The 16,603-nt window shown below is 63.8% G+C and carries 18 protein-coding genes; 13 read left to right on the top strand and 5 right to left on the bottom strand.

From position 1 onward, the window contains the following. Nucleotides 1–236: 236 nt before the first annotated feature. From AB433_RS16575 to AB433_RS16585, 3 genes are all read left to right on the top strand, one after another. Nucleotides 237–1,763 (top strand): fumarate hydratase, encoded by a 1,527-nt coding sequence (locus AB433_RS16575; protein ID WP_047822580.1) that lies wholly within the window; start codon nt 237–239, stop codon nt 1,761–1,763. Nucleotides 1,764–1,863: 100 nt separating this feature from the next. After that, the gene (locus AB433_RS16580; RefSeq protein ID WP_047824363.1) at nt 1,864–3,147 is read left to right on the top strand and encodes a sensor histidine kinase; all 1,284 of its coding nucleotides are present in this window, start codon (nt 1,864–1,866) and stop codon (nt 3,145–3,147) included. Between the two features lie 5 nt (nt 3,148–3,152). Next, nucleotides 3,153–3,944, top strand: coding sequence for a LytR/AlgR family response regulator transcription factor (locus AB433_RS16585; RefSeq protein WP_047822581.1), 792 nt, complete (start codon nt 3,153–3,155; stop codon nt 3,942–3,944). Nucleotides 3,945–4,168: 224 nt separating this feature from the next. Here AB433_RS16585 and AB433_RS16590 read toward each other — a convergent pair whose 3' ends face one another. Further along, the gene (locus AB433_RS16590; RefSeq protein WP_047822582.1) at nt 4,169–4,471 is read right to left on the bottom strand and encodes a UrcA family protein; all 303 of its coding nucleotides are present in this window, start codon (nt 4,469–4,471) and stop codon (nt 4,169–4,171) included. Between the two features lie 249 nt (nt 4,472–4,720). Between AB433_RS16590 and AB433_RS16595 the strand changes: the two genes are divergently transcribed. The 3 genes from AB433_RS16595 to AB433_RS16605 are packed head-to-tail and all read left to right on the top strand — an operon-like array spanning nt 4,721 to nt 6,740. Beyond that, nucleotides 4,721–4,984, top strand: a complete 264-nt coding sequence (locus tag AB433_RS16595; RefSeq protein ID WP_047822583.1) for a hypothetical protein — start codon at nt 4,721–4,723, stop codon at nt 4,982–4,984. A gap of 39 nt (nt 4,985–5,023) precedes the next feature. Continuing rightward, nucleotides 5,024–5,875, top strand: coding sequence for a diacylglycerol/lipid kinase family protein (locus tag AB433_RS16600; protein WP_047822584.1), 852 nt, complete (start codon nt 5,024–5,026; stop codon nt 5,873–5,875). Next, complete coding sequence (locus AB433_RS16605; protein ID WP_047822585.1) at nt 5,868–6,740, top strand: metallophosphoesterase family protein; 873 nt, start codon at nt 5,868–5,870, stop codon at nt 6,738–6,740. Before AB433_RS16600 ends, AB433_RS16605 begins: the two co-directional genes overlap by 8 nt. Before the next feature lie 85 nt (nt 6,741–6,825). Here the strand turns inward: AB433_RS16605 and AB433_RS16610 are convergent, their stop codons facing one another. Next, nucleotides 6,826–7,476, bottom strand: a complete 651-nt coding sequence (locus AB433_RS16610) for a c-type cytochrome (RefSeq protein WP_047822587.1) — start codon at nt 7,474–7,476, stop codon at nt 6,826–6,828. A gap of 186 nt (nt 7,477–7,662) precedes the next feature. On the opposite strand from AB433_RS16610, the gene AB433_RS16615 reads away from it, so the two are divergent. Both AB433_RS16615 and AB433_RS16620 read left to right on the top strand, forming a co-directional pair. Continuing rightward, nucleotides 7,663–8,553 (top strand): prephenate dehydratase, encoded by an 891-nt coding sequence (locus AB433_RS16615; protein ID WP_047822589.1) that lies wholly within the window; start codon nt 7,663–7,665, stop codon nt 8,551–8,553. Nucleotides 8,554–8,698: 145 nt separating this feature from the next. Beyond that, nucleotides 8,699–9,256 carry a GNAT family N-acetyltransferase gene (locus tag AB433_RS16620; protein ID WP_047824364.1) on the top strand — a complete coding sequence of 186 codons (558 nt, stop codon included), beginning with the start codon at nt 8,699–8,701 and terminating at the stop codon, nt 9,254–9,256. Between the two features lie 6 nt (nt 9,257–9,262). Here the strand turns inward: AB433_RS16620 and AB433_RS16625 are convergent, their stop codons facing one another. Both AB433_RS16625 and AB433_RS16630 read right to left on the bottom strand, forming a co-directional pair. After that, nucleotides 9,263–9,616: a hypothetical protein gene (locus tag AB433_RS16625; protein WP_156170865.1), complete on the bottom strand. Its 354-nt coding sequence runs from the start codon at nt 9,614–9,616 to the stop codon at nt 9,263–9,265. Nucleotides 9,617–9,759: 143 nt separating this feature from the next. Next, nucleotides 9,760–10,794, bottom strand: coding sequence for a zinc transporter ZntB (locus AB433_RS16630; protein ID WP_047822593.1), 1,035 nt, complete (start codon nt 10,792–10,794; stop codon nt 9,760–9,762). Between the two features lie 210 nt (nt 10,795–11,004). Here AB433_RS16630 and ispG point away from each other — a divergent pair, with 210 nt between their 5' ends. The 4 genes from ispG (at nt 11,005) to AB433_RS16650 (ending at nt 14,427) form a co-directional block, all read left to right on the top strand. Next, nucleotides 11,005–12,141 (top strand): flavodoxin-dependent (E)-4-hydroxy-3-methylbut-2-enyl-diphosphate synthase, encoded by a 1,137-nt coding sequence (ispG, locus tag AB433_RS16635; RefSeq protein ID WP_047822595.1) that lies wholly within the window; start codon nt 11,005–11,007, stop codon nt 12,139–12,141. A gap of 45 nt (nt 12,142–12,186) precedes the next feature. Continuing rightward, the gene (locus tag AB433_RS16640) at nt 12,187–12,723 is read left to right on the top strand and encodes a retropepsin-like aspartic protease family protein (protein ID WP_047822597.1); all 537 of its coding nucleotides are present in this window, start codon (nt 12,187–12,189) and stop codon (nt 12,721–12,723) included. Between the two features lie 75 nt (nt 12,724–12,798). Continuing rightward, the gene (locus tag AB433_RS16645; RefSeq protein WP_156170866.1) at nt 12,799–13,422 is read left to right on the top strand and encodes a murein L,D-transpeptidase catalytic domain-containing protein; all 624 of its coding nucleotides are present in this window, start codon (nt 12,799–12,801) and stop codon (nt 13,420–13,422) included. Nucleotides 13,423–13,542: 120 nt separating this feature from the next. Continuing rightward, the gene (locus AB433_RS16650; RefSeq protein WP_047822599.1) at nt 13,543–14,427 is read left to right on the top strand and encodes an OmpA family protein; all 885 of its coding nucleotides are present in this window, start codon (nt 13,543–13,545) and stop codon (nt 14,425–14,427) included. A 66-nt stretch (nt 14,428–14,493) separates the two neighbouring features. Here the strand turns inward: AB433_RS16650 and AB433_RS16655 are convergent, their stop codons facing one another. Then, a complete protein-coding gene (locus tag AB433_RS16655; RefSeq protein WP_047822601.1) occupies nt 14,494–15,927 on the bottom strand; it encodes a L,D-transpeptidase family protein in 1,434 nt (477 codons plus the stop codon). 151 nt (nt 15,928–16,078) lie between these two features. Here AB433_RS16655 and AB433_RS16660 point away from each other — a divergent pair, with 151 nt between their 5' ends. Further along, nucleotides 16,079–16,564, top strand: a complete 486-nt coding sequence (locus AB433_RS16660) for a flavin reductase family protein (RefSeq protein WP_047822603.1) — start codon at nt 16,079–16,081, stop codon at nt 16,562–16,564. Nucleotides 16,565–16,603 lie beyond the last annotated feature (39 nt).

The raw sequence follows: 16,603 nt of genomic DNA on the forward strand, positions 1-16,603 counted from the left end.
ACGCGGGCCACTGTACTATCTGCATAATACACTGCGTCATCGGCCTGCCGGGGTCAAGCCCGTCGGCCGCTGGGCATCGCGATCAGCCCCCTACGCCATCGCGGGCGCAAGGCCAAGTGCGATGCGGCGAGAGATAAGTCGCATTCGCCGCACCGCAACACCGCGCACCCTTGGCAGCGGGGCGGGGCGGGTCTAAGCGGCGCACGAAACAGGATTAGCAGACAGGGAATCAGCGGATGAGCCAGATGGTGGTGATCGAGGAACAGGACCTGATCGACAGCGTGGCCGACGCGCTGCAATTCATCAGTTTCTATCATCCGATGGATTACATTCAGGCGCTGGGCGAAGCCTATGAGGCGGAAATGAACCCGGCTGCCAAGGATGCCATCGCGCAGATCCTGACCAACAGCCGCATGTGCGCCGAAGGGCACCGCCCGATCTGTCAGGACACCGGCATCGTCAACGTCTTCGTGAAATGGGGTCAGGACTGTCGCCTCGGGTCGAAGCGATCCTTGCAGGAAGTCGTCGATGACGGCGTTCGCGCGGGCTACAACAACCCGGACAACAAGCTGCGCGCATCGGTTCTGGCCGATCCCGCCTTCACCCGCCGCAACACGCGCGACAATACGCCCTGTGTGCTGAGCGTGGAGATGGTGCCGGGCGATACCGTCAGCATCGACGTTGCGGCCAAGGGCGGCGGGTCCGAGGCGAAGTCAAAGTTCAAGATGATGAACCCCAGCGACAACATCGTCGACTGGGTGCTGGAAATGATCCCGCAGATGGGCGCGGGCTGGTGCCCGCCGGGGATGTTGGGCATCGGCATCGGCGGCACGGCGGAACATTGCATGAAGCTGGCCAAGGAAAGCCTGATGGACCCGATCGACATGGGCCAGCTGAAGGCACGCGGTCCGCAGAACGATATCGAAAAGCTGCGGATAGAGATTTTCGACAAGGTCAACGCGATGGGCGTGGGCGCGCAGGGTCTGGGCGGGCTTGCCACCGTGCTTGACGTAAAGATCCTCGACTGGCCGTGCCACGCCGCGAACAAGCCGATTGCCTTGATCCCGAACTGCGCCGCCACGCGCCACGCGCACTTCACGCTGGACGGCAGCGGACCGAGCTATCTGCCCGTTCCTGACCTCGACGCATGGCCCAAGGTTCATTGGGAGCCGGATGCCAAGGCGAAGAAGGTCAACCTCGACACGCTGACGCCCGAAGTTGTGCAGAGCTGGCAGCACGGCGACCGTCTGCTGCTGTCGGGCCACATGCTGACCGGGCGCGATGCCGCGCACAAGCGCATCGCCGACATGCTGGCCAATGGCGAGGAACTGCCGGTCGATTTCAGGGGCCGCGCAATCTATTACGTCGGCCCCGTCGATCCGATCGTCGGCGAAGTCGTCGGACCGGCTGGCCCCACCACCGCGACCCGCATGGACAAGTTCACTGACCAGATGCTCGAACTCGGTCTGCTGGCCATGATCGGCAAGGCAGAGCGCGGACAGGGCGCGACCGACGTTATTGCCAAGCACAAGGTCGCCTACCTGATGGCGGTCGGCGGTGCGGCCTATCTTGTTGCCCGCGCGATCAAGGAAGCCAAGGTCGTCGCCTTCGAAGATCTGGGCATGGAAGCGATTTACGAATTCAGGGTCGAGGATATGCCGGTGACGGTCGCGGTCGACTCCGAAGGGAACAATGTTCACAGGCTGGCCCCCGCCTTCTGGCGTGACAAGATCGCCAAGGAACACCTGCTGCCCTCCACCTGACGCTAACGGTTTCGATAAACCGCAAACCCGGCTCGACCGGGGCCTTTAACGCGCGCGCAGGCCACTGGCGCGCCCGTTGGCCTGCGCCTATCAGGGCGGGATGAAGTTTTTCCGCGAGAAACCCGACACGCGCCGGGACAAGCTGGCCGTGCCGCTCCGCACCGTGCTCTTGTCGATGGCGGCGTTCTGGCTGTGCTATTTCGTGCTGGCCACCGCGCGCGGCCTTTTGATCGGGTTCGAAGGGCAGGACGAACTGCTGGTCCGCCGCCTTGTCGTCACGCTGGCCAGCGTGGCGGTCACGGTGCTGCTCTGGCTCCTGCTGCGGGCATTCGACGATAAACGGCTGGGACTGCGCTTTGCCATCGCCTTCGCCGCCGCGTTGCCCGCGTCGCTGTTGATCGCGGCGATAAATTCGAACGTATTTCGCGCCTATGAGGAAAGGGCCGTCGCCAAGATGAGCGAAGAATCCGGCGTTCGGATCAGGCAGGATACCGCGGGCAATATTCTCGTCGATATTCCCGATACGCCCTACGAAATAGACCCCTCGCTGCCGCGCGACATCAAGAAGGCGATGGAAGAAGCCCGCGCCAGGAACAGCAACACCGTGGTCATCGATCGCGAACGGCAGCTGGGCATGATGTGGCTGCAACTGACCGACGTGGCGCTGGGCCGCTATTTCCTGCTCTTGGCATGGGCCGCGCTCTATTTCGCAATGACGCAGGCCGAACATGCGCGGGCCGCCGAACGGCGCGAGGGTGAGTATCGCCGCGCGGCCAAGGCGGCGGAGCTGAAATCGCTGCGCTATCAGGTCAATCCGCACTTTCTGTTCAACACCTTGAACTCGCTGTCGGCGCTGGTCATGGTGGGGCGCACCGATCAGGCGGAGGAGATGATCCAGGCGCTGAGCCGGTTCTATCGCCGTTCGCTATCCAGCGATCCGACCGACGACGTCGCGCTGGCCGAGGAAATCGAGCTGCAGCGCATCTATCTGGAGATCGAGGGCGTGCGCTTTCCCGAAAGGCTGCTGGTGGACATCGATCTGCCCGCCGAACTGGCTGGGGCGCGGGTGCCGGGGATGATCCTGCAGCCGCTGGTCGAAAATTCGGTGCGCTATGCGGTTTCGCCCGTGTCGCGCCCCGTCACCATCCGCATTGCCGCGCGTGAGGAATACGAAAGGCTGGTCGTGACGATCAGCGACGATGGCCCGGGCGCGAGCGACGATGGCAAGAATGGCGGCTTCGGTATCGGCCTTGCCAACGTGAAAGACCGGCTGGCCGCGCGTTTCGGCGAAGAGGCTTCGGTGGTTAGCGGACCTGCTGAGCATGGCTGGCGCACGGTGATCCGCATGCCGCTGAGCCGGGATGATTTGCACGAGGAGGACTGACGGCGATGGTTGGGGGAGCCGGAGAAGCGGGAACCGGCGCACAGAGTCTGGCGACGTTGATCGTCGATGACGAGCCGCTGGCGGTAGAACGCATGCAGGTGATCTGCGCGCGGATCGATTCGCTGCGCATCGTCGGCACAGCGGGCGACGGCGCTGCGGCGCTGCGGATGATAGAGGCGCTGACGCCCGATCTCGTCCTGCTGGACATGACGATGCCGCAGGTGGACGGGTTGTCGGTGGCGCGGCGCATCGCCGAGACGGTGAGCGATCCCGCAAAGCGTCCGGCGGTCGTCTTCGTCACCGCGCACGACAGCTTTGCGGTGGAGGCCTTCGATCTCGACGCCGTGGACTATGTGCTGAAACCCGTCGCACCGGACCGGCTGCAACGCGCGATAGACCGCGCGCTGGCCCGGCGCGGTCAGGTCGCCGCCGAACCCGCCTTAACCGAAAAGCGCGAGGACAGCCGCTGGATCGAGGAATTCTGGGTCCCGCACAAATCGGAACTGCTGCGCGTATCGTCAAACGACGTGCACCGCATCGATGCCGAGCGGGACTACGTCCGCCTTCACGTTGGCAAGGCCAGCCATCTCTTGCTGGAAACCATCGGATCGCTGGCGGACCGGTTGAACCCCGAACGCTTCATCCGCGTCCACCGCTCCACGATCCTGCGCAAGGATTTCATCACCGGCCTGCGCCACGAAGGGTTAGGCGTCTGGTGCGCCGAAGTAGCCGAAGGTGAGCCGGTGCGCATAGGCAGGACCCACCTGAAGGCCGTAAAAGCGATGGCGGGCCGTTAAACCCGCACAACCTGATCGTGGGGAGCGTGGATCAGCAGGTGGTGGGATGCTTCGACCCGGAGCGCAGCGTACTTCAGTAGGTGAGCACCGGAAGCGAAGCAGCACGCCGCATGATGGCCGCGATCGCCGCGATAAAAAAAGCCGCAGGAAGGGGGACTGAACCTTCCTGCGGCTAGGCTACCTCAAGGGACTGCTATGTTCCTGAGGTGTAAAGGGTTTGGCCGTCAGCCGCCGTAGCGGGTTGCGTCGATCTTCTTCGCCATCTCCACGCGGCCATTGGTCATGGTTTCGCGCATGCAGGCGCGGCTGGCGGCCTTGGCGCGGGCGGTGTCTGCCTGACGAACGTTACATTCCTGTATCGCGACGCGGCGGATCCGGTCGTCCAGCGTCTGCTGACCTTCCTCGGTCTGAAGGTCCAGATCGCCGACATGGATTTCCTTGGCGAAAGTCTCGCGCTCTGCGGCGAATGCGGTGTTCGCTCCGGCCAGCATGGCGATGGCGGCGGTTGCGCTGATCAGGGTTTTCATGGGTCGTCTCCTCCTCTGTGTCGGTGGGTGTTCCTCACCGCCTCGCCATTCTTTTTACGCGACGTGCGAACCCGTTTCGCCCTCGGCTCTGCCAGCGTTCGTCGAGAGTCGATCAAGGGCATTTCGCGCCGACGAACCGCAGACCGGCGCGGTCGAATGACTTGGCAATTCGGCAATGGCCGTTCGCCGGGGGCGTCCTGCGCGCAAAAAAGATGCGTGAGAATCGCCGCGCCATGCCTACAATGTCGCATGCTCGTTTTCGCCTTCATCCTCGGCGTCGGCAATTTCGCGCTGCACAAGGCGGTTCTGGAAAGCGGCCACCCGCTGCTGGGCCAGATGCCGTGGTTCGTGCACATGCTGTCGGGTCGGTTCAGCATCGCGGTCGAATTCCTCGTCCTGCTGGCGGCGATGTTGCTGGGCGCGAACGGCTATCCGCAGGCGATCTGGGCCTACGCCGGCTATAGCGCGTTCAACGCCCTTGCCGCGTGGATGATCGTCACCCGCCGGGTATAGGGGCGGGAACCGGGGTCGGCCTCCGCGAATTCCATCGGTATGAAACCGCCCACAAAGACATGGCTGATCGTAAACCCCGATAGCGGGAGCTATGACGAAAAGGCGTTCGACGCGCTGACGCAGTGCTGCGGCGACAACGACCTGACGCTGGACCGGGTGATCCAGTTCCCGAAGGATGACCTGCCCACCGCCGCCGAACTGGACGCGGCGGGGATCGAGATGGTCACGATCTATACCGGCGACGGCACGATCAACGCGCTGGTGACGCAGCTTTACGGTTGGGGCGGGTCGATCCTGATCCTGCCGGGCGGAACGATGAACCTGCTGGCGCACCGGCTGCACGGCTATGTCGATGTCGATCACATCGTCGCGCGCCTGTCGCGCGGGACGGTGCGCCGAGAACGGCCCCATGTCGTGCGCTGCGACGCGGGCGATGCGCTGGCCGGGCTGATGGTCGGCCCCGGCACCGCATGGAACACGGTACGAGAGGCGATGCGCCACGGCGATATCGTCGGCATAGCCGGGGGCGCGGCAGAAGCGATCGGCCAATCGACCTCCGGTTCGATGGTAAAGCTGGTCGAGCCGGTCAGCGCCGATGCAGAGGGCTATCCGCTGATCCTGATGAACCCCGAACCGGGGACGATCCGGGTAGAGGCCTATCATGCGGAAACGGTTGGCGAGTATGCGCAGCAGGGCGTAGCGCTGCTGAAGCGCGATTTTCGCGAAGGACCGCACGATGATCTGGGGCAATTCACCGACATGACCTTGGCCAGCGAAGACGGATCGCCATTGCAGGCGCTGGTCGATGGCGAACCAGCGGACCTGCCGCCGCGCGCGCGGTTTTCGATTGTCCCTTGCGAGGTAGACCTGATCGTCAGTGCCGATGCCTGATCAAAACGTACCCGATACCCGCCTGCTATTCCACCTGTCCGACATCCACTTCGGGCTGGAGGATCGTCGCGCGCTCGATTGGGTAAGGGACGAGATTGCGCAGCGCCGCCCCGATGCCGTGGCGATCACCGGCGACCTGACGATGCGGGCGCGGCATCACGAATTCAGGGCCGCCTGCGAATGGATTTCCAGGCTGGACGTGCCGGTGACGGTCGGGGTCGGCAATCACGACATGCCGTACTTCAACCCGCTTGAACGGTTCATATCCCCCTATCGCCGGTTCCGCGCGATCAAACAGGTGGTGGAGCGAGAGATCGACCTGCCCGGCGTGGCCATCGTCCCGCTGAAGACGGCGGCGCGGGCGCAGTGGCGGCTGAACTGGTCGAAGGGCTGGATTACCGACGATGCGCTGAGCGAATGCCTGACCGCGATCGACGCGCTGCCCAGTGGCACCCGCGCGCTGGTCGCGTGCCATCACCCGCTGGTAGAGGTGGGCACGCGCGGCACGGCGCTGACGCGCGGAGGCAACAAGGCGTTGGCCGAGCTGGCGAAACGCAACGTGCTGGCCGTGCTGTCGGGCCATGTGCACGATGCGTTCGACCTGATTCGGGATACGGCGGAGGGCGCGGTGCGCATGATCGGCGCGGGCACCCTGTCGCAGCGGCTGCGCTCTACCCCGCCCAGCTTCAACGAATTGCTGTTCAAGGATGGCATGATCGAAGTGACGGTGCGCAACCTTGAACACGTGCCCACGCCCGACATGATGATCCCCGACGTGCCCGAAAACGCGATGCCCCCGCGCGCTGCGGGAGAGCCGGTCGCCCCGGTGGGCCGCGTTCCGGCGGAAGACCCGCCGGTTCACTGAGCCGCCCCAGAGACGCGATCGCCAAAGAAAAAGGCCCGCCGGAACGAACCGGCGGGCCTTTTTCGTGTTCGCTTGGACCAGCGCGTCAGTTGCTGACGGCGGCGCCTTCTTCGGCAACCGGCGTTTCGGTCATCGCGTCGGCGGCGTCGGCGCCTTCGGGCGTTTCGCCTTCGGTCGTGGCAGCGGCTTCGTCGCCCGCTTCCTCAGCCGCCGGCGCTTCCGGCGTGGGCAGCGGCAGGTTAGAACCCTGCGCGTTCAGATAGGCGATGATGTTGGCGCGATCTTCCGGCTTCGACAGGCCGGCAAAGCTCATCTTCGTGCCCGGGGCGAAAGCCTTGGGGCTGGCAAGCCATGCGTCCATGTTCTCGAACGTCCACGTGCCGCCGTGATCGGCCAGCGCGCCAGAGAACGCAAAGCCGCCCTTACCGTGGCCGATTTCCTCACCCATGGTGCCGTAGAGGTTCGGGCCGATGCCGTTCGCGCCGCCCGAATTGATCGTATGGCACGCGGTGCACTTGGCAAAGACCTTTTCGCCCGCGGCGAGATCGGCCGATGCCAGCAGGGTCGCCAGCGACGGGCCGGATTCGCCTTCGCCTTCTTCGGCGGCCACGATCTCGTAACCCGATTCTTCGGGTGCGTGTGTCTTGAACAGATGCCCGCTGACACTGGAAAAACCCAGAGCCACGATGCCGCCGAAAAGAACCCAGCCGGCGATGGTATTGAACTTGTCGTCCATTATGGAAAACCCGTCGCGATTTCTTTGTTGAGGCCCCCGGACGGGGGTTTCGCGCGCCGCTCTAGTCACCGCATCGCCGCAGCGCAAGTGCCATTAGGTCCGGTTGCTGCCGCGATGCAGCATATTAGGGCGTGTGTCGCAGGGGCTTGGCAGGGCGCGTCACCGGCCCTAACGGCCTGTCCCGGTATGCACGATTATCCCGCCCCCGCCCTCGCCATTGCAGAGGACATGCGCAAGGCCGCCGCCGCCCAGCCGGCGCGCGCGGTTTCGTTTCAGGGCGCGCCCGGCGCCAATTCGCACATCGCCGCGCTGCAGTTCGATCCCGATTGCCTGCCGATGCCGTGCTGGTCGTTCGCCGATGCGATCGACGCCGTGCGCGAGGGTAAGGCCGACCGCGCGATCATTCCGATCGAGAACAGCGCCAACGGGCGGGTTGCCGACATCCACTTCCTGCTGCCCGAATCGGGCCTGTCGATCACCGGCGAACATTTCATGCCGATCCGCCACACCCTGATGGCGACTGGCCCGGGCCCGTTCCGCGCAGCGATCAGCCATCCCCAGGCATTAGGGCAATGTCGCGGCTGGTTGCGCGGGCACGGCGTGCTGCCGATGGAATATGCCGACACCGCTGCCGCCGCCGCCAAGGTGGCGGAGGATCGCGATCCCGAACTGGCCGCCATCGCCCCGCCGCTGTCGGCGGAATTGTACGGGCTGACCGTGATCGAGCCTTCGATCGAGGACCAGCACGACAACATGACGCGTTTCGTCGTGCTGGCCCGCGCCCCGCTGGACCCGGCGGAGATCACCGGGACCGCGATGACGACATTCGTGTTTCAGGTCCGCAATATCCCGGCGGCGCTGTACAAGGCGCTGGGTGGCTTTGCGACCAACGGCGTCAACATGACCAAGCTGGAAAGCTATCAGGATGGCGCGAATTTCGCCGCCACGCGGTTCTATTGCGACATCGTGGGCAAGCCGGGCCAGGTGCCGGTCGACAATGCGCTGGAAGAGCTTGGGTTCTATTCCAAGAACCTCAGGCTCCTTGGTTGCTACCCTCAGGGTCGGGATCGACCCTAAAGCACCCTGCCACGGTCGTGGATAATTGACAGGGCTGTCGAGATACGCTGGCTTGGCGATTGCGCCGTTCATCGCTTCCGGGCAATGGCCGGGCAATTGGGGCGCCCCCGGCCCGTTCAGCAACAAGAGGCGAGCAGCAAGTTCGATGAGTCAGGATGCAGCGGCAGGGACCGATGCGATCACCTATCGCGAGGCCGAGGAAGGCGACCGCGCCGCGCTGGTCGCGCTGGGCCGGGCGAGCTTCGATGCCGCTTTCGGCCATCTCTACAGTTCCGACGACCTCAACAGCTTTCTGCACTCTGTCCATTCGCCAGAGGCCGTTGCCGCGCAGATCGCAGACCGCGACGTTGCCTATCGCCTAGCCTTCAAGGGCGAGAAGCTGGTCGGATATTGCAAGCTGGCCGCGAACAAGGGTTTTGGCGAGGCGGCGCTGATCAACTCTCAGGCCAAACGCCCGATCACGCTGTCGCAGCTCTATACCGACCCTGCGCAGACCGGGCGGGGCATCGGTGCGGCGCTGATGGACTGGGCACTGGCAGAGGCGAAGAGCCGCCGCGCCGATGCGATCCAGCTATCGGTGTGGAGCGAGAACCACGATGCGCAGCGTTTCTACGCCCGCCACGGCTTTACCAGGATCGCGGACATCGACTTCTGGGTCGGCAAGCACCGCGATGACGAGTTTCTCTACGAGCGGATGCTATGAGTTCGCTCAGAGGCGTTCAATCGCAAACGCCTCGCAGGTCCGGTTGGTCGGATCGTTGATCGGGGCATAGCACACCCGCGCCTCTCGCTTTTCGCCGGGGTGCAGGTTCTGGAACACCGCCAACACCCGCTTGCTCTCTCCGCCCGCCAGTTGCTGCGTTTCACCGGGCAGCAGCCGCACCCCCGCCGCCGGGGTTTCCGACGCTGTTCCGATCGCGAAAACGCGGATCGTGCGCGGGGCATTGTCTGCATTCTCTACATCGACGAACACCGATTCCATGGAACTGCTGGTGGTGCGCGTCGTCACCCCGCCATCACCGGCCCCGAACTCGAAAGTCGGCACCAGCGCGACGGTCAGCACGACCACCGGAATGGCGAGCAGCTCCTTGATGGGAATCGATTCCTTTTACCCGTTTGGGGCAGAAGGATCGTCGCAGCCGCTAAAGATCGGGGCGGTTGAGCGTTAGGTATTCGCGCCTAGGTGCGGTGCATCGGAAGGGGCGGTCAGAACCACTTCCAGCGATAGAACAGCACCAGCTGCATCAACAGGATCATCCCGCACATCCCCGTCACGATCCAGAACGCATCGGGATCGTTCATCCCCGGCATCCCGCCGACGTTGATGCCCAGCAACCCGGTCACGAAGCCCAGCGGCAGGAAGATCGCGGCAACGATGGTGAGGAGGTAACTGGTCCGTTCCGACCGGGCGACGGCGCGGGCGCGGATATCGTCCTGCAGCACGACGGCGCTTTCCTTCGAAATGTCGATATCGTCGAGATAGCGCGACAGCCGCTCGATCGTCTCGGCAATCTCGCGCCGGTCGTGATCCTCGAACCATGCGGGCGCATCGCGGCTGATCCGCTCGAACGCTTCGTGCTGCGGGCTCATATGGCGTTTCAGGGCAAGGCAGTTGCGCCGTATCGCGGCGATCTTTTCCAGCAAAGGCTCTGTATCGCCGTCCAGATCGGCCTCTTCCAGTTCGTCGATATGTTCGTTCATGTCGATGATCGACCGGTTCATGCGTGCGATCATATGCTTGGTCAGCGAGGTGATGAGCGCGCCCGCATCGCCGGGCCCGCGGCCCGCATCGATCTCTGCCAGGGTATCGCGCGGGGTTTGCAGCGGCAGGCGGCGCAGGGTGATGACCCGCTTGCCGTCGCTCCACAACTGCATCGACACCATGTCTTCGGGTTCGGCATTGGGGTTGAAGTTGATGCCGCGCAGCGTGGCGACCAGCGTATCGTCTTCGCGAAAGGCACGCGGGCGGGTCTGGTCCGAAACCAACAGTTCGGCCGTCGGTTCGGGAATGTTCAGTTCGCTTTCCAGCCATTCCTGAATACCCGCCTGATTGCGGCAGAGGTGCAGCCAGATGACCTCTCCGGGCACCCCCGGCTTCCATTCGCGCGCCTGTGCCCAGTTTACCGGCCTGCCGCCGCCCTTGCCATTCAGCACGCGGCCGAACAGCAGCGCCTCGTCCCCGCGCACGTCGTCTGTGGCCAATCCGTCTTTGTCGGGCCTATCGTGGAACTGGCTGGCCATCCGGGCGCTTTCCTTTTGCTTTCGCGGCCTTGTATGGCGACATGCGTGGCGATTTCCTACCGCCCTCGAAACTGCTAGGGAAATCCCCATGTCGACGAAACGAACGAAACGGCGGGATAACAGGCGCTTTGGGCAACCACTGCGCCAGTGCCGGATTTATTTTCCGTCTGTGTAAACTTCGTCAACTTCGAAAGGTAACAGGTCAGTTTTATGAACGCGATCCGCCCCTGGCGCACGATCGAACGCCGCAAGAGCCGGCAAATCATGGTGGGTGCGGTGCCCGTGGGCGGCGATGCCCCGATTACCGTGCAGACGATGACCAACACGCCGACAGAGGACGTGGCCGCGACGATCGACCAGATCCGCCGGTGCGAGGATGCGGGCGCGGACATTATCCGCGTATCGTGCCCGACGGCGGAATCGACCGCGAATTTCGACCAGATCACGCGCGCGTCCAACGTGCCCATCGTGGCCGACATCCACTTCCACTACAAACGCGCGCTGGAAGCCGCCGACAAGGGCGCGGCCTGTCTGCGGATCAACCCCGGCAATATCGGCAGCAGCGAGAGGGTGGCCGAAGTCGTCCGCGCGGCCAAGGCCAACGGCTGCGCGATCCGCATCGGGGTCAACGCAGGGTCGCTGGAAAAGGACCTGCTGGAAAAATTCGGAGAGCCTTGCCCGGAGGCACTGGTGGAATCGGCGCTCGACCACATCAAGTTGCTGCAGGACCACGATTTCCACGAATACAAGGTCGCGGTGAAGGCCAGCGACGTATTCCTTGCCGTCGCCGCCTATCAGGGACTGGCAGAGGCGGTGGATTGCCCGCTGCACCTTGGCATTACCGAGGCGGGCGGGCTGATCGGCGGGACGGTGAAATCGTCCATCGGCATGGGCAACCTGCTGTGGGCCGGGATCGGCGACACGATCCGCGTATCGCTTTCGGCAGAGCCGGAACAGGAAGTGCGCGTCGGGTTCGAGATGCTGAAGGCGCTGGGTCTGCGCACCCGCGGTGTGCGCGTGGTGTCGTGCCCATCGTGCGCGCGGCAGGGCTTTGACGTGATCCGCACGGTGCAGGCGCTGGAAGACAGGTTGCAGCATATCAAGGTGCCGCTCTCGCTCTCGGTCCTTGGCTGCGTGGTCAATGGACCGGGCGAAGCGCGCGAGACCGACATCGGCCTGACCGGCGGCGGAAATGGCAAGCACATGGTTTACCTGTCGGGCGTGACCGATCACCACGTGCAAAGCGCCGACATGCTCGACCACATCGTCGGGCTGGTCGAAGCCAAGGCGGCGGAGATCGAGGCCGGGATGACCGACGCCGGAAAGGCGACCGAAGCGGCGGAATAAGCGGCGTTTACCCGATCTTCAGGGTGATGCCGCACGGTAGCGCCCATGAAGATAGGCGGAATTCTGGCGCTGGGCGCGGTGGCCTGTGTGGTCGGCATGATGATGCCGTCGGATCAGGTGCCTGAGGAGCAGGCCCCGGCAATGACGGCAGAAGCGGCGAACGTACCGGTGGTCGCGGCGGCGCAAGAGGCGTCCTCTATCGACTATCTGACCGGCGAGATGGTGTTGCAGGCGCAGGCGGACGGGCACTTCTATGCCACGCCGTCGATCAACATGGTGCCGGTCGACGCGCTGATCGACACCGGGGCCAGCGTTGTCGCTTTGACCGGATCGGACGCAACGGCGATCGGGCTGCAGTGGAGCGACAGCGACGTGCGCGTCATCGGCCAGGGAGCCAGCGGCGAGGTGCGGGGCGTGCCGGTGCGGCTGGACAAGGTGGAACTCGGCTCGTTCGAGCTGCACGACGTGGATGCGGTGATCATCCCGGAAGGGCTGGGCATCACGCTGCTGGGCCAATCGGTCCTGTCGCGCATCCCCAACGTGGCGATTTCCGAAGGGCAGATGAACCTCTCGGACTATTGAACCGGGGTTTGTGCGCGCCGGATCGTTCGCAGGTTCAGTTCAAATCAAGCTGCGATGTGCTATATCGGGTTCACCATGACCAAGGCCGCAAACCGCAGAACCGTGATCAAGGGCGCACTCGCCGCCGGTGTGGGCCTTGCCCTGCCGACGCGCGCGTTCGCGCAGGCCAGTTCGCTGACCCCGCGTGACCGGGCGGTGCTGGATGTGGCGAAAAGAGAGGTTGAGCGGGCCGGATCGGCGCTGTGGCACAAGGATATGGCCGCGATTGCAGATTTCGGCGTGCATTCGGCCAATCCGCGGTTCCACTTTGCCAATCTGGAAACCGGCACGGTGCGCAGCTTCCTTGTCGCGCACGGTATGGGGTCCGACCCGGAGCATGACGGGTTCCTCAACACCTTCTCCAACGTGGAAGGGTCGAACGCCACCAGTCGCGGGGCCTTCATCACTTACGAATGGTACAAGGGCAAATACGGCACCTCGATTCGCCTCGGCGGGCTTGATCCAGAGAATTCGAACGCGCTGCCGCGCTATATCGTCGCCCATGCGGCGGAATACGCCACCCGCGAACATGTCGCGCGATGGGGCAAGCTGGGCCGATCGAACGGCTGTTTCGCGATGGACCCCGCCGACTTTCGAGAGGCGCTGTGGAACATCTCCGGCGGTCGCCTGATCTATTCGGACAAGCTGGGTCTGGGCTGATCCGAACAGTCCTACTGGCGCGTTTACCTTAGGGCTTCACCCCATCGTTACCACTCCTTGCGAGGCTTTGCCGCGCGCCAGACGCATACCCCCGCGTCGTCAGGCTAAAGGAGTAGCGTAATGAGTGTCGTATCCCGCATGCCCGTATTGACCGTCCCGCTGATTGCACTGGCGCTGGCCAACCCGGTCGCCGTATCGGCGCAGGAATGGCAGCCGACGCAGGATGAAGTTCTGACCACCGTGCACGGCAGCCGCCTTTCCGACGGTCCGGACATCGAAGGCGTCATCACCAACCGCAATGACGAGATGATGCAGGTGACGACCCGCGAAGGTCAGAAGCTGGTCGTGTCGTTCGACAATCAGACCGAGATCCGCGCCAGCGGCGGCTTCCTTGGCATGAAGAACAAGAAGCTTGGTCCCGATGCGCTGTACAGCGGCATGCCGGTCGATGTGGAAACGGTGCATTACGGTAAGGGCCTGATCGCGACAAAGATCAAGTTCAAGAACGACGACCTGAAGATGGCTTCGATCGTCCACAACGGCACCGCGCACCAGTTTGCCGAACATGGCTCGCTGATCCGCAAGAACGCCGCCACTGCCGATGCCCTGCGCAGCCGCATGGGCGACATCGACAAGTACAATATCAAGGGCACCGCCAACGTCTATTTCGACAGCGGCAAGTACGCGCTGTCGGCAGAGGGAGAGCAGAACCTGTGCGCCGTCGCCGCAGAAGCCGATGCGATGGAAAACGCGCTGCTGCTGGTCGTCGGCTACACTGATTCGACGGGTAGCTACGAGGTCAATCAGGCGCTGAGCGAAAAGCGTGCGGGCCGCGTGGTAAACTATCTGCAACAGGCCTGCGGCTGGAAGCCGTGGCGGATGATGAGCCCCACGGGCATGGCTACAGCCGATCCCGCCGCAGACAACTCGACCGCGGAAGGCAAGGCGCAGAATCGCCGCGTTGCGGTCAACATCCTCGTCAGCAAGAGCCTTGAAGGGATGTAAGTCAGACGAGATACAACGAAGCGCAGCCCTGCATTGTGCGGGCCTGCGCTTTCGTCTGTCGGGCGATCACAGGCCGGGGTCTTCGATCGCGACCACTTCCTCGTTCGTCACGCGGCGACCGTCCTTGGCAACGCGTGGTGCGGCAAAGCTGGCAAGCACCGGTTCGTCGCGGCCATAGATGTCTTTGAACGACCGCATGGTGCCATCGATGTCCTGCGCCATCGTGAAATAGGTGATGTAGACCGGCACCTGCTTTTTCAGTGGCACCTTGGTGTACTCGCCCGATTTCGAGATCGCGACCGCCTCGTCCTTGGGCACTTCGCCCAGTGCGATAGCCAGCGTCAGCGCCAGCTCCAGCGCGCGGTCGGTGCGGATGCAGCCGTGCGAGTAGGCGCGGTTCTCGGTATCGAACAGGTTCTTCGACGGGGTATCGTGCAGGAAGATCGCATGCGGGTTCGGCATGTCGAGCTTCATCATGCCCAGCGAATTGCCCGGCCCCGGCTGCTGAACCACCACGGTCATGCCGTTTTCGTTCTTCCACGCCTTGTAATTGTGGCTTTTGGCATAGGACGGGTTGTTCAGCACCCGGTTGCCCAGACCTTCGCCAACCACGATCGATTGCGGCACGGTCCACGTCGGGTTGAAGATCACGCCCTCGACCGTTTCGGCCAACTGCGGCGTGCTGGTCTTGCCCGGCTTGCCGACGATGGTGCGGTAGGACCGCACGATCTTGTCGTTCACCGTCAGGCGCAGCTGATATTCGGGCACGTTGGTCAGCAAATAACTGCGCCCCAAATCGCGCGCCAGCCAGCGCCAGCGGTCCATGTTGGCGCGAATCTTGGCACGCTTCGCCGTTTCGCCCTCAGGCGTTTCGAGCAGCATCTGCTTTAGAACCGCATAGTCGGGGTGCGTCGGGCTGAGCGAATCGAGCGCGGCCACGACGCCGCCGCCCGCCAAGGCTTCCTCTAGAAGCGGCTTGATCGGCAGCCGTTCGGCATCGGGATCGCGCACGAACCACTGGCGGCGCGAATCCATTTCGGTCCGCCCGTCGCGCAGGTCTTGCGCAACCCATGTGAAGGTGCGGGTGGCAATCTCGTTCAGCTTCAGGCCCGGACCACCTGCAATCGCGGCGTCCAGTTCAACCGGCAGGTAGTCGCGCGGAAAAAGGCCTTCGTTGCCAAGGCCCGCGACATAAGCGCGCAACTCTTCGGCATCGGCGACGGTCCACGTCGGGGCCGCGTCAAAGAAGTCGGTCGGTACTTCCTGTACTACCGGTTGCGACGCCATCGTTGGTGCCGCGGTCGGCGCAGCGGGCTGCGTCACCGTGTCCGCTCCCACCTTTACCGGTGGCTTCGCGGTTTGCGTCGCGGCGGGCTGCGGCAGCTGGCCTTCGCCGACGTAGCCGGAGCCTGGGGCGTTTTGCGCCAGGGCGGGAAGGGCCAGGGCCAGGGCCGTCATACCGACGGCAGTGCGAGTCAGGGCGGTCGTGATCTGTTTCATTGCTCTCTCAACGCCCGAAAGCGGCGCTTTATCCGCCTATATTGCGAAGCGGCGGCTTTCCACACCCTGAATCGCGTGTTGTCCCACGGGCATTGTATCGTTCGCGCAACCGGGCTTGACCACATGGAATGCACCCGCCAAATCCATCCTCATGATCGATCCCAAACATTTCCGTAACGTCCTTGGCGCCTATCCCACCGGAGTCGCCCTGATCACCGCCATCGATGATGAGGGTGAGCGCACCGGCATGGTGGTCGGCAGTTTCACCTCGATCTCGCTCGATCCTCCGCTGGTCGGCTTCTTCCCCGACAAGGGGTCGAGCACTTACCCAAAGATCGAGAAGGTGGGTCGATTCTGCGTCAACGTGCTCGGATCGGATCAAAAGGCGCTGTGCCAGCGCTTCGCCTCGAAACAATCGGACAAGTTCCTCGACCTGGCGCACGGCACGAGCCCGTCGGGCCAGCCGGTGTTCGACGAGGCGCTGGCATGGGTCGACTGCGCGATAGAGCGGATCGAGGATATCGGCGATCACTGGCTGGTCATCGGCCGCGTAGAGGCGCTGGACGTTTGTGGCGGCGACACGCCGCTGCTATTCCACCGGGGCGGATACCATTCCAGCGTCGCGCTGGTCGATTGAACGTCCGGTCCGGATAGGGGCTACTCCGGTCGCTTCGAC

The organism is Croceicoccus naphthovorans, from assembly GCF_001028705.1.
Taxonomy (GTDB): domain Bacteria; phylum Pseudomonadota; class Alphaproteobacteria; order Sphingomonadales; family Sphingomonadaceae; genus Croceicoccus; species Croceicoccus naphthovorans.